Here is a 13,905-nt window from a genome sequence, read left to right on the forward strand (position 1 = left end):
TATGTACACCGGCTTATTTAAACTTTCTCTCTCTTGCCTGTTTGAATCCAAGAGGGCAGCATTTCTTTTATTGCAGCCGGATTGACAAACATATCTTTTTCCAAGGGATGAGCATCGCCTTCTGAGTTGGCATTAATAATCCAGTATTGATGCTGCATTGCCGATGCCAAGGCATAAAAATTAGGATTTGGAAAACTTAGATCTGCTATCTCTACTATTTTCGCCCCCTGCGGGCAAAACATCATGTTTGTCAATCCAGCTCCGTGCGGTGCTATCAAGATAGATGTTTCTTGCATTAATTTAACCTGCTCCTGAAATGTTAAATCTTCCATAAAAACCCGCTGGAAGTCATGCGGCTCTAACAAGGACCAAACTTCTTCTTCATTAATTAATTTTCGTCTAGATGCTTTAGCACGACTAATAAATATTCGCCTATAAGGAGCTTCTGCTTCATACACACCGTAAGCGGCAGGAACTAATCTTAAAAGTTCAGGACGAAACCTATCGGTATCCATAATGGTGAGCTGTTTTACGAATAACGGTCGATTTTCATCATAAGTCAAAAAGTCATCGGGAACTAAACCCAGCATGCTAAGCGAGTCATTCATAGTCGCAGTGCGTTTCGGTGGTAAAATTACCTTATCGAGAAGATTATGGTTACGTAGCCATAGTAATTTTGGCAAATGCGCTGTCAACCAATGCGAGTGATTATGGTAGACTCGCTCAGTAATCCATATTGCACTGTCAAGCTGCAAAGGCTTTGGAGATTTTCTTAGTACTTTTGCATGCTGTGGCCGATAGGCAACTTCTCGCATTTTCAAGGCGCGTCGATCACCATTTATAATGGCGGGATAGTAATCGTTGCCTTTCTCAGTATGATTAAACCAAGTCACCAGACAATTGGGTAACGTAGCAATACAGGTTTCACCGCTGGATCGATTGGGTACGTCATAAAAAGAGTAGCCCCACCACCCTTTATCTGCCGGCAATTCGTTCCTTGAATTTATATTACAAGGCAGCGGGTTGTAGGCCTTTTCTTCTTCATTAACTATCTGGTAGCTACCAGCGCTTTTGTTATTTTTATTTCTATTAAAATAATTCTTTATCGTTTCTTTCTGCATCCCACGATATGCAAACCAATTTGGAAGCAATCCGAATGAAACTGCTTTACCAAAAAGAGCGCCCGCCCTTACTAATAATTTCGTTTTTATAGGTATTACTTTCAGCTTTTTCGTTTTAACTGGAATTAATTCATTTTCCTTCTCATAACTAATCTTCATAAATGTTCCCTTTTTATATGACCTTTTTTATATGAGCCTTTTTATTTCCTATCATGCAAGTATTCACCAGCAAATCCGTGGTTTTATATTCTTACCTCCTCTCAGTAGGTAAAGTCGTGGTTGAAAGGTTTTCACTAATGGCGAATGGTCCTTTTAAATCGTGTTCTACCTAATAGATTGACAAGAGCCGCGGTATGGCTGGCTACGGCTGCCAATGCTTGCCTTGGGTGCATCGAAAAAGCGCTAGTCACTAATGCGTAACTAAGCGCTGGGGCGGAGCCTTTAAAAACCTTCGCTAAGCGCATAAAAGAAGAGATAGCTTCAGTTTCGAAATAGCGAAGTGTTGAGGGTTCCTCACGTTCTCGAATCTCGCCGTGCACATTCTTAATCACGTCCATACCGACTTTGACGTCGTCAGCGGTAACGCCTTGGCTCGCTCTAAATGTCATGACTGCACCTCTCGCCTCGTCGATACTCAGTGGACGGTCGAGGTACTCGCTCAATAACCGCTGGCGTACTGAAAGGCTTAGCTTCTCTCCTTCCGAACCCCGGGTGCGCATCATCGACCCCTCATGCTTCCGGTAGAAGATAAGCGGCTCTGCCAGGTTCGCCGATTTCATCAACGGACGAATCCTCGACCACAGATCGGCGTCCTCGGAGGTCCAGTACTCGGGGTCGTAGCCTCCTACTCCTCGCACTAAATCCCTGCGGAACATCACGCCCGGGTGAGAGAAACTGTTCACGAATAACTCGCGTACCCGGATCTCTCCATCCTCTGTAGGAAACCGAACAAGAGAAAAGAACTCTCCGTCGGCTTTAATTTTTTGAACCCAGCACGATAGCACTCCGACCTCAGGATGCGCATCGAGAAACGCAACCTGCTTCTCTAATCTATCTTTCCTGTAGCGATCGTCGGCGTCAGCACGAGCCACCAGAGCCGCCCGGCACTTCTCAAGCCCCTTATTCAGCGACCTGGGAAGCCCTATGTTCTCCTCATTCGTCACGATGACGACGCGCTCGTCTCGACTGGCATAGGAAGCCAGCACCTCCGCACTTCCATCGGTACTCCCATCGTTAACGGCGATAATCTCGAAGTCTTGGAAGGTCTGATTGAGAAGAGAATCAAGTGCTTCCGTCAGGTACGGTAAGCCGTTGTAGACGGGCATGAGGACGCTAACTGCGGGGTTTTCCATGACTGGAATCTCTAAGATGGTAAGATTGGAGGTGGTTTCGAAACCTTTTCATCTCTAACTCACACTAGGTGTGGCTGCTACATCGAGACCTTTGAGAGCGGGCACCACACGATTAGCATATACCTGCTTCCAATGTGTCTCGGCTTCCCTGGATCGCTTGCTGAGGGCCATCCGCAGGCTAGCGTCCTTCCATATGGAATCGACTAGCTCCGAGGCCGCCGCGGCATCCAAACCGGGCAAGGGGAGCGAGAGACGGGAATCGCCCCAGAAGGCGGCGATTCCATCTCCTTTTTGACCGTAATATGCACCATCGTGAATACAAACGGCGGGGACTCCCTGGGTCAGGGCAAACGTGCAGAAGTGGTATGACACACCGACCGCACCATGCGCGAGTCCCATCACCCCCTTGACCGCCATCGCTGTGAGATCTTCGTCATCCAGGACCAGAACGTGATCACCTACCGCTTTTCTTAGTGAGTAACCCGATAGGATATCGCTCTTCTTCCCTCCTAGAGCTACCGGAACCACAAGGGCAGGAAGTCCGGTCCGGTCCGCCAGCATACCTACCAACTCGGCAATGCGGTTCAAGTGGGTGGCATGTTCGGCGGCATAATCACCGACTCGTACATTGGCCGCGAAGAACTGTCCCGCTTCCAATCCTCGCTTCTTTAGGCGTTGTACAGCGTCTTCATGGTCCACTCTGAATCCGCAGGAGTCGTCCCCCATAAGCTCATACCGACGCGCCCCCAGCGTCCGGACGTAGTCGAGAGAAGCTGTAGGCTCACGCACTCCTACGTACGAAGCTGCGCGTAGGATCTTGGCGGTCAGTTGTCGTGAATGTCGTGACTCGAATGGACCGATTTGTTGGCCCGTAAAGACAATAGGCTTCCCCTGTACAGCAAAGGTGCGCACCAAAGCACTGCGTTGGATGAGTCCCCACGAGAATGTGTCAGTTATCGTTCCTCCACCGGCCACAAAGAGAGCGTCAAACGGTTTACTGTAATCCGCCATTGTCCCTGTCGGCTTCATTCGGAGCGCCTCGGGGGGAACAATCTGATTAGGCAATTCGAGAGCAAACCCGCGTTTAGCCGTTCCAGAGCGAATGACGTGACGTCCCACACGGCCTATGTTTTTAATGACAGCCTTGCTGAGCCAGCCACCTCTCTCGACCTGGAGCGGCTCAAGCAGTTGGTATGGTGGATATTTCTGAACGCGTTCGTAGTCCCAGATATTGGTTCTAAGGCGGGGCCTGTCCACGACATGGAGGATAGCCTCCGGCATCAGTTCTAGTAACTCATTTACGGCAGACTCGAGCATTGATATATCGCCAACATTCCATCCACTACCGTGATCAATGAGTATATCCATACATACTTGCCTAATTCGTCAAATTGAAGAGAAAAATACTAACGATATAAAGCCGCAAATTGCCGCTACAGGTTGGCTGGAGAAGGGCAGTTTTGCACCACTGGAGTCTTTCAGTGGCTGTCGTGTAGACCTGCCGCCAGAGGGGTCACGCCGCAGCGTGATATTGTCGTTGAGTTCGTTCCAGCACATGGGCCTCCGCTGCAGGCATTGGTGCAGCAGCGCAAGACTTCTTAACCAAGGTGGCTTTCCACTATTACTGGGTAAGGCCACTTCTGCACAGCTTGGAAAACGCTGCGCCTGATCTCAGTCAAACATTAATCAGATGCTCTCTAGACTAAATAACCGCACATAAAAAACCTCTTTCGCTATTTAGCTCTCAATTTAAAACATGACATTGTGATAATTATTTAAAAAATCTCACCATTAATTTACTAAATATATTTAATATAAATAAAATATAGGTCAATACTAGCACTACTTTAAAGCCAAATATTGTTAACTTGTCAATTCTCTTTGAATTTCTATGATTTTTTTATAAATATATAGATAACCACCTTATTTAACATTACTTTCAACAATTTCATCCAAAAACACTTTTAATTTTTTTATATTTACTTCAGTTCCATCCATTGCGTTGATCTCACAAACAATAGAACCATACTTTTTATAAATTTCCGTTACCTCTTTAATAACCTTCCTACGCGATCGCGTACGATCATACACTTCTTCTTCACTCATTCTTGAAAATAAATCATTAGTATTTCGCTTTAACTCATTGTGTCTTTTCTTTAAATTTTCCACAATATATTCTTCTTCTGCATCTAAATGTACTAGCACTCTTTTTTCGAACAAGAATTTTTTTGCCTCTTCATCATTAACAAGCTTGTCTTCACATGTCACTATCTCACTTGTAAAAAGATGGAAAATTCCATCATCCGAAAAAAGCCAATTTGGTATTTCTTTATTGATGTAAACTATATTATTCGCCAACTCCTTTGCACAATAATTGAGGGATGACAATTTAGAGATACTAGGTGGTCTTTTTGATGCTGCACTACTTTTTAATCTTTCCTCTATCAGAAGAGAAGCAACGTTGTAATATGGTGCTTCCACGCCTATTCCTTTAATACCTAAAGGGTTTATTTTTGCCAGGTCTTTTTTAAAAACCCATTGTGGCCTAAGTTCCTTTTCAATATTTTTGAAAAGCGTTGTTTTTCCAACACCAGAAGGGCCAATTAACTCAACTATTACGCCTGGATTTAATTTTTGGTCATGCAAATCTGGAGTTATAAAATTTGAACGTTTAATTTCATAACCAGCTAAATTGAAAATTTTTTTAACTATAGTTTTTAACATATTATTTAATAACTTAAAATCTATATAATTATTACCTAACATATACGGAGGATAACCTAACTGTTTTAAACAGTATCCAACAGGTCGTCGCCATATCATTGAATTGGCTCATCGCAGTGAACAAAATCCACACTCAGTTCCGGTGAGCCAGAAATTTTGTGATATACGCTAAACTCTTCTCACTTCATGCATGTTCTGCCATTCGCCTAAACATGTCGTTGCGTGCTGCCAGTTCATCATGTTTTCCCTGGTCTATCACTTTACCGCCCGCCAAAAGATAAATACTGTCACACTGTTTTACCGTCGCCAGTCGATGCGCAATCATGATGATGGTCTTCTTGCCAGCGAAATTGTGAATAGCATCCATTACTAGTTTTTCGGTAATACCGTCCAATGAACTTGTCGCTTCATCTAACACCAGTACGTCAGCATCATCGTACAGCGCACGGGCAATGCCGATGCGCTGACGTTGCCCTCCGGAGAGCTGAATGCCGCGTTCTCCCACACCTGTTTCCAATCCATTCGGCAACCTCTCCAGAAACTCATCCAGGAGGGCCATTTTGGCTGCGCGTTTTACGCGTTCATTATCAATCTCTTCTGGCGGTAAACCAAAGGCGATGTTTTCCCGGATGCTGGCATCCGACAGAAAAATGCTCTGAGGCACAAAGCCAACGTTATTTTGCCATGCGCGCAGCTCATGACCACTGAGTGCCTCGCCGTCTACCTTCAACACGCCAGATTGTGGCGTAATTAGGCCCAGTAGGACGTCGATGGCAGTAGATTTCCCTGATCCGGTGGACCCCACTAATCCAATTACGTGATTTACAGGTACCTCCAGCGTCAAGCCACTCAAGGCTTTCTCCTCCGTGCCGGGGTAGCTGAAATGGATGTTATCCAGAGCGATGACCTGCTTGGGCGAAAGCTTACCTGCTTGGTGGGCATGCTGGGCTTGTGTAATATGCTGACTGGCCACTAGGTCATCCTCTAATATATCGAAGGAAATAATGTTGCCTTTTATAGTCGCCAGACTTGAATAGATCTGCTGGAAGGCTGGCAGTAGTTTGAAACCTGCCAGAGCGTACATGGAAAGAATCGGCAGAATGTTACCCAAATTACCCTCGTGGACGGCTAGTAGGTACAGTACCAATAAAATCACCGCACCAAAGGCCAAAAGTTCCATGCCGTAACGCGGCACCTGGGAAAGTGCGCTTGTTACGCCTTTCGCCCTAGCAAGCTTTCGGTTGGTCACTTCAAAGCGCCGGTTAAAATCTGCCTGACGACCTAGCAATAGTGTGTCCTTGATGCCGCCGAAACCTTCGTTCATCAGCTTGAAGCGAACTCTGCTAGTGGTAGAAATAGTTTTCCCATTTCGTACCAGCCGCTTACGCAACGTATGGAAAAGCCCAAAATATGCCGTGCCGAAGATTATCACCCCAGCCATTGCCACCAGCGGATTGAATATAAAGATCGCTGTCGTCATCACTAATGCCAGCGTTCCCTTGGCATTCATTCTCATCAACGGCTGGATGACACTACCGGTAATACGGGAAGCTTCTTGGGAAATTTTGTTGATCAGTTGACTGCTGCTACCACTAGCATGAAAAAGCCATGGCTGCTGCATATAGTGCTTGAAGAGGCGTATAGAAAGCTCAGCGCCGACTTGCTGGGCATAGAGTGACAGCCGCCAAGTGACGTAAATTGAGATGGCAGCGGCACATGCCAGGGCAGTAATTACCGCCACTCCCAGCCAAAAAATAAACTGTCGAGGGCTTTCCATGTCACTAGCCTGATAGAACTGTGCCAGTGTGCCGTCACCCTCTAGGCGACCAATATCGCCTACCACCGCCATGAAGGGGCCAATCGCCGCCACACCTGCCACTTCAGCAAAGGCCATTAGCACTACGAGTCCTTGTAGGCCAAGCAGTTTTTTACGCTGCTCCCTCGTAAGTAGTTTCCAAAGCCGCTGAACACGTTTAAACATATTAAAACCTATCATCAATATTTAAAAAATAAGATATGCGCGCCCAACAGTTGGGGGAGGAAACTAGCAATTATGCTTTCTTATAATCTTAATGCTGGTGATCACAAAGGCTTGATATCGCGACCAACCGAGTAATAGGTAAACCCTTTATTGCGCATACGTGCCGGCTGGAACATATTGCGCCCATCAAAGAGCGTCGGCTCGCTAAGCTGGGACTTGATGAGGTCAAAATCAGGGGCACGGAAACTTTGCCATTCAGTCACTATGACTAGTGCATCTGCGCCCTTCAAAGCGGCTTCTTTGGTGCCGCAAAGTGACAGGTCGTCACGCGTACCGTAGATGCGCTGCGTTTCTTCCATGGCTTCAGGATCGTATGCCTGCACGTTAGCACCCGCCTGCCATAAGGCTTCCATCAACACACGACTTGGAGCCTCACGCATATCATCGGTGTTTGGCTTGAAAGAGAGCCCCCACACAGCAAAGGTCTTGCCTGTAAGCTGCCCTTCAAAGTGACGATGTATCTTCGCAAACAGCGTGGTCTTCTGTTCCTGGTTTCGGGCTTCAACGGCCTTGAGCAGCTTGGCGTCGAAATCGATGTCGCCAGCCGTACGAATAAGCGCCTGAACGTCTTTGGGGAAACATGAGCCGCCATACCCTACCCCAGGGTAAATGAAATGGTAGCCGATACGTGGATCGGAACCGATCCCCTGGCGAACCATTTCGATATCGGCACCTAGTAACTCGGAAAGATTCGCTATTTCGTTCATAAAGCTGATCTTGGTCGCCAGCATACAGTTAGCCGCATATTTGGTGAGCTCTGCACTTCTCACGTCCATGACGATGACTTTGTCATGGTTACGATTGAACGGCGCATACAGCTCGCGCATCACCTCAATGCTGGCCTCGTTCTCGGTGCCAATAATAATTCGGTCGGGCTTCTGGCAGTCGGCAACGGCGCTACCCTCTTTCAGAAACTCGGGATTGGATACTACATCGAAGTTAAGTTCTTCACGGTCGCGCCTGGCGAGAACTTCCGCTACTTTCGCCTTTACCTTGTCGGCGGTACCCACAGGCACCGTTGATTTGTCGATGATAATCTGATCGCGTTGCATGTGTTCAGCAATAGTCTGCGCCACTGCCAGCACGTATTTGAGATCAGCGGAGCCATCTTCGTCCGGTGGCGTTCCTACGGCAATGAACTGTACCTGGCCATGCTTTACTCCCGCTTCTGCATCGGTAGTGAACTCTAACCGACCTGCTGCGTAGTTCTCTTTCACAAGAGATTCCAAGCCTGGTTCATAGATAGGAATATGTCCCTGGATTAGCCGCTCGACCTTCTTTGCATCCACATCGACACACACGACATGGTGTCCCACATCAGCCAAAATAGCGCCTTGCACCAGGCCTACATACCCTGTTCCAAAAACCGTGACGTTCATGCTATTCCTTTCCTATTACCTTGTATGTCTCAACGACTGCAAAGATGCAGTCTTGGCCGCGATAGTGCTCACACTTGATAATAATCACGGTACCAAGCGACAAAGTTAGCAACCCCTTCTTTTACCGGCGTAGCGGGTTGGTAATCAACGGCTTTTTTGAGCTCACTGCTATCGGCATAGGTATCTGGAACATCACCTAGCTGCAGCGGTAGCAGATCCTGCTTGGCATTTTTGCCCAGTGCTTGCTCAAGCGCCTCAATATAAGCACTCAGCTTCACCGGGTTATTGTTGCCGATGTTAAAGAGCCGGTAAGGGGCATTGCTGGTAGCTGGATCTGGATTATCGCTGTTCCAATCGGCATTGGGCTCTGCTATCTGGTCGCTCGCGCGAATGACCCCTTCGACGATGTCACCCACATAGGTGAAATCACGGGTATGGTTACCATGGTTGAAAACCGAGATAGGCTCATCCGCTAACATACTTTTGGTGAACTTAAACAACGCCATATCCGGGCGCCCCCATGGCCCATAAACGGTAAAGAAGCGAAGCCCTGTCGTCGGCAGGGCAAACAGATGGCTATAGCTGTGGGCCATCATTTCATTCGCTTTTTTAGTGGCTGCATAAAACTGTAGTGGATGATTGGCGCCATCGTGTTCAGAAAAGGGCATCGATGTATTGGCACCATAGACAGAACTGGTGCTGGCGTAAGTCAGGTGCGGCGTTTTAGCGTAACGACAGGCTTCCAGCACATTGGTAAACGCAATGATGTTGCTTTCCACATAGCTGTGCGGATTTTCAATGGAGTAACGTACACCCGCTTGCGCCGCCAAATGAATCACACGATCAAACTTATGCTCTTCAAAACAGTCATTTACTGCTTTTTGGTTCGCTAGATTATCGCGAACAAAATGGAATGAAGTTCCTGTCTCTGCGGATAAAGCCTGCAGTTTCTCAAGTCGGCGCTCTTTAATATCGACATCGTAATAATCATTGACACTATCAAATCCAACGACTTCGTCACCTCGTTCCAATAGACGACTGGCGGTGTGAAAACCAATAAAACCTGCCGCGCCGGTCACAAGAATCTTCATATGTATCTCCTTTAAAACTCATGGCTTACCTACTGATATTTGTAGGTGCCGTATCCGTAGTAACCCGACGCGCCTCTAGAGGAGATTTTAACGCCGTTCAAAATTGCCCCTTGTATTTCTAGCCCACTACCTTCAAGGCGTTTCTTCGCCATTCGTATTTCACGTACTGAGTTCTTGTCGAATCTTGTTACCATCAGGGTAGTGCCACAATATTTGCCAGCGACACAGGCGTCAGTCACGGCGAGGACAGGCGGAGTATCCACAATAACCATATCGTACATTTCGCTTAAGTCTTCCAGCGCTTGCTCGAATCCAGGCCGCATCAGTAGCTCCGAAGGATTGGACGCTACGACACCTCGAGTAATAACATCATAGTTAGCGATACCGGTGGGCTTAATGATCTCTTCAAGTGTTAGCTCGCCACTGAGAAACTCAACCAGACCACCTGCGCTCGCCTGGCCAAAGGCGTGATGCAAATTCCCTTTACGAAGATCTGCATCAATTATGAGGACTTTCTTACCCGCCATGGCCGAAATAGCGCCCAAGTTGACGCTTACGAAACTTTTACCTACACCGGGGCTTGGCCCCGTCAGCATAACGCGGTTATTACGCCCATCCATCATGGTAAAGTGCAAGCTGGTGCGCAAGCCGCGCAGTGATTCGAGGGAAAGATCCATAGGATTGCGCTGCGCCAGCACTCCCCCCACCACACTTTTCGACGATTTTTTCCCACGTCTTCTTAACGCTCGATTGAGTTTGCTCTGGGCTGAGGACTGCGGCACAGAGGCATAAACCGTAAGGCCTACACTTTCAACCTGCTCTGATGACTCAATGCCGCGCTTTAATAGCTCTCTTAATAAGATATAGCCAGTGATTAGCAGAAAGCCCAGAACGGTATAGAGAACTAAAAGACGAAATGAATTAGGAGCAACTTGGCCACTTAGCACAGCACTGTCAATAATACGAATATTACCGATCGTGCCCGCCCGGGCGACTTCAAGTTCTTGGACTTTATTGAGAATATTGACGTATATCGCTTGAGTAACTTCTACGTCTCGCGTACGTCTTAACACTTCTTGCTGGGCTGCGGGCAGCTCGTTAACCCTGGCATTGAGTTCTTGTAGATCTTGTTGAATCTGACGACGCTGACGAAGCAGTGCTTGGTAGTTGGGGTGACTTGGTGTGAAGCGCTGCGCAAGCTCGGCTTCTTGAAACTCCAGCTCGTCAAGACGTGTATCTAGCTCTATATAACGCTGAATAGCCGCCTGGGCCTCACTGCTGAGATCAACACTGTCTAAATTGGAACGATAGTCATTAAGGTTTTGCTCCGCTAAATCAAGCTGCTCACGTAGTTCTGGTGCTTGCTCCTGAAGAAACTCTAGGCTTTGCTGAGCCTGTTCGGATTGTCGCTCAATATTCTGAGTTAAAAAAGTTTGCGCTACGGCATCTAAACTGCGCGTAATCTCACTCGGTTCCTCTCCGTACATCATTAAGCGAATCATACCTGTAGTGCCGCCACTACCGGCGACTTCAGCTACTTGCAATCGGCTGGCAATACCTCGAATGGCCGATGTCTTATGCTGACGTGTTAGTACATACTGCGCACCTTCGGCGGCGTCAAAGCTTGCAATAGTGAGTTCAAGGTCACCGTCATAAAATACCTCAGGACGCCCTAGCGTCCCTGTTACAACACGATTATCACCCTGCATGACGTAGTAAGTATTTTCAGGTCCACGCTCCACGGTAAAACGCTGGCCGCGACGACTGTCATCGACATTAAAGCGAGCTACGTTAATGCTTTCATTGCCCCATACATGGGGATACCCTTCCATAAAATCAGGGCGGGGTATGCCCCTGCGCAAGACCAAGCCACCGATAAAAGGTAATTCCACAGGCGCTATATTGAAATCGCTACCTACCCGCTCCACTACCTGTCCCAGCACCATCCGCGACTGCAGAATTTGCAGTTCTGCAGATGTATTGAACTCTCCTGCAGCTGTGCCGGTAATATTCTCAACACCACCCAGTGGACTAACGGTATTGCGCCTTTCAACTTGTACTAATGCATCGGCTTGATAAACCGGAGTTACCAGCATGCCGTGCAAGATACCGATAAAAGCGAACAATAAGGTAAAGCCGATGATTAGCCACTTTTTGCTAAAAAGTGCGCCAAACATCCGGCTCAGGTCAATTGTCTCTTCTGGTGTATTCTTCTGGGATGAGTCTGACATTGTGTCTATCGCTGCACTCTCTGTCACACACCCTTTAGGCGCATGAAAATGAATAATTAAAAAGCTTTAAATCGTCTACCACACGCTTTTACTGCCGGTATCTGTAAGCTTTTCTCGCCAGGCGAAACTTGCCGTTTTGATCGTGTCGTAAACTAACTGACAGACCTCATCACTACGCTGATAGGGATCTGGAATATCCCGATCATCGATCGGTTTATCAGTTCGCCACATACCAAACAACAACGTTTTCCCCAACATCTCAGGCCATTTGCGCGATATCATTTGCCTTTGCTTGGCGCTCATCACTAATACGAGATCAGCGTTGGCCAGCAAACCGCGATCTACCGGCTTTGCCTGATGTTGGCTAAGGTCGTACCCATCTGCCTTTGCAAGCGCAGCTATACGCTGTTCTGCGCCCCCTTGCCCGGCGGCTAAACCTGCCGACATTACTTCGATGTCGACAAGTCCTTGCTGCAACATAGCGGCAGCAACCGGGCTTCGGCAGATATTACCAGTACAAACTACAAGGATACGTTTTGTCATATTAAAGCAGGTCGTTAAGCCCATCACTGCTATTACCTAGATCATTAGGTAAGTTGATTGAAGGCAGGAGAAGGCTAATAACACGGTTCCACCGGGCTATCGGTGCGGTTGTAACGTAGACCACATCTTTGGGCTCTAATTGGAAATTACTTGCCATTGCTAAGGCGATTGCATTGCTTATATCTAGCTGATAAACAGTGGCCAGTTTTTCTGCGCCAGGCGCGTTACGACGCAGAACAAAGATGCCTGAAGGCTCGGCGGTCTGTTCATTGACTCCCCCTGCACGTGCTAATGCATCGGTGAGTGATAAGCGCTCGCGATTCATACGCAGATTACCGGGTGAGCGTACCTGGCCCAACATGGCAACACCTTGATTATCAGCGCTCGGGAAGTGCAGTAAATCGCCATCTCTAAGCAAGCGATTTTGACGTTGATCGCCTTCACTTAACAGATCGAATAGGGATAGCTGCTCTTCTGTGCCGTTGCGGAATAAAAGCATTTCATGCCAAAAAGCGTTGTCTGTTGGACCACCCACTTCATTGACAGCATCAAGTATAGTCATTGGCACATTAGTGACAGGAACCGACCCTGGCGATGATACCGCGCCGGTGACGTGAAACCGCTTGGAATTATATGCCGCGATAAAGACGTCAATTTGAGGCTCTGTAAGATAGTCAGCAAGACCTCGAGTCAGTTGAAGGCGGATCTCTTCAGTGGTTTTTCCTAAGACATGCACACGCCCTACAAACGGGTAGAAAATGGTGCCATCAGAACGCACTATGTTGCCTGCCTCTATAGCGCTACGCTCACCGCCAGTCGGAATAGTCAGCTCAGGGTGGTCATAGACAACGATACTCAGTACGTCACCTACGCCTACTGTATATTCGTACTCTGATATTTCCTTACGCAGCTCTTCAGTGACTGGATGCACAATGTCCTTTTCAGAATCCATAGCCCAAACCAGCTCCGGCGTAATTGGTTTTATATCAACTATTTTCATTAAATCAGGCGACTCCGACTTTGGAGCGTCGTAATCAATATCTCCTCCTGGAGCTAGGGCACAGCCTGTTATCAACAAGGCTAGCGAGGCAACAACCAGTAAGCGGAAAATAGTTTGTTTTCTCATGACAACGTCTACCTGAGCGTGGAGTGAGCGAAAGACCATGTCTGCTCCTTTATTATCAGAGTCAGCTCCAGTCTGTTTTTCTTACCGTGCGTTTGGCGCTTTGCATCATGCTAAAAAATTTTAGACACGCTACCGCCCCGAGGTTTGATTGGCACATCCTCGAGGCCAGCTAATTACTCAAAACATTGATGCTGTAAACACATTGATGCTGTATAGGAGTAAACGCATATTTAAAGCTTGTTTACCGCCTGCCTCAATTGAGGAAAATTCTAACTAGTAATTTAGTTAATAAATTTA

General features: G+C 47.4%; 10 protein-coding genes. All 10 read right to left on the bottom strand.

All coding sequences use genetic code 11. The annotated features are described in order from the left end of the window. Positions 1-17: 17 nt before the first annotated feature. Entirely contained in the window at positions 18-1,280 is a 1,263-nt protein-coding gene (locus ACUVOF_RS19025; protein WP_447045832.1) for a glycosyltransferase family 61 protein, read from the bottom strand. Positions 1,281-1,414: 134 nt separating this feature from the next. Beyond that, a complete protein-coding gene (locus ACUVOF_RS19030) occupies positions 1,415-2,473 on the bottom strand; it encodes a glycosyltransferase (RefSeq protein ID WP_447045833.1) in 1,059 nt (352 codons plus the stop codon). A gap of 54 nt (positions 2,474-2,527) precedes the next feature. Beyond that, positions 2,528-3,841 carry a polysaccharide pyruvyl transferase family protein gene (locus ACUVOF_RS19035; protein ID WP_447045834.1) on the bottom strand — a complete coding sequence of 438 codons (1,314 nt, stop codon included), beginning with the start codon at positions 3,839-3,841 and terminating at the stop codon, positions 2,528-2,530. A 555-nt stretch (positions 3,842-4,396) separates the two neighbouring features. After that, a complete protein-coding gene (locus tag ACUVOF_RS19040; protein ID WP_447045835.1) occupies positions 4,397-5,239 on the bottom strand; it encodes an ATP-binding cassette domain-containing protein in 843 nt (280 codons plus the stop codon). 142 nt (positions 5,240-5,381) lie between these two features. Then, the gene (locus ACUVOF_RS19045) at positions 5,382-7,178 is read right to left on the bottom strand and encodes an ABC transporter ATP-binding protein (protein ID WP_447045836.1); all 1,797 of its coding nucleotides are present in this window, start codon (positions 7,176-7,178) and stop codon (positions 5,382-5,384) included. A 101-nt stretch (positions 7,179-7,279) separates the two neighbouring features. Beyond that, a complete protein-coding gene (locus ACUVOF_RS19050; RefSeq protein WP_447045837.1) occupies positions 7,280-8,617 on the bottom strand; it encodes a UDP-glucose dehydrogenase family protein in 1,338 nt (445 codons plus the stop codon). Between the two features lie 68 nt (positions 8,618-8,685). Further along, a complete protein-coding gene (locus ACUVOF_RS19055) occupies positions 8,686-9,708 on the bottom strand; it encodes an NAD-dependent epimerase (protein WP_447045838.1) in 1,023 nt (340 codons plus the stop codon). Between the two features lie 29 nt (positions 9,709-9,737). Next, the gene (locus tag ACUVOF_RS19060) at positions 9,738-11,939 is read right to left on the bottom strand and encodes a polysaccharide biosynthesis tyrosine autokinase (protein ID WP_447045839.1); all 2,202 of its coding nucleotides are present in this window, start codon (positions 11,937-11,939) and stop codon (positions 9,738-9,740) included. Between the two features lie 75 nt (positions 11,940-12,014). Next, positions 12,015-12,506 (bottom strand): arsenate reductase/protein-tyrosine-phosphatase family protein, encoded by a 492-nt coding sequence (locus ACUVOF_RS19065; protein ID WP_447045840.1) that lies wholly within the window; start codon positions 12,504-12,506, stop codon positions 12,015-12,017. Further along, entirely contained in the window at positions 12,484-13,647 is a 1,164-nt protein-coding gene (locus ACUVOF_RS19070) for a polysaccharide export protein (RefSeq protein ID WP_447045841.1), read from the bottom strand. The genes ACUVOF_RS19065 and ACUVOF_RS19070 overlap by 23 nt, the downstream gene beginning before the upstream one ends. Positions 13,648-13,905 lie beyond the last annotated feature (258 nt).

This window comes from Vreelandella sp. H-I2, assembly GCF_052959335.1.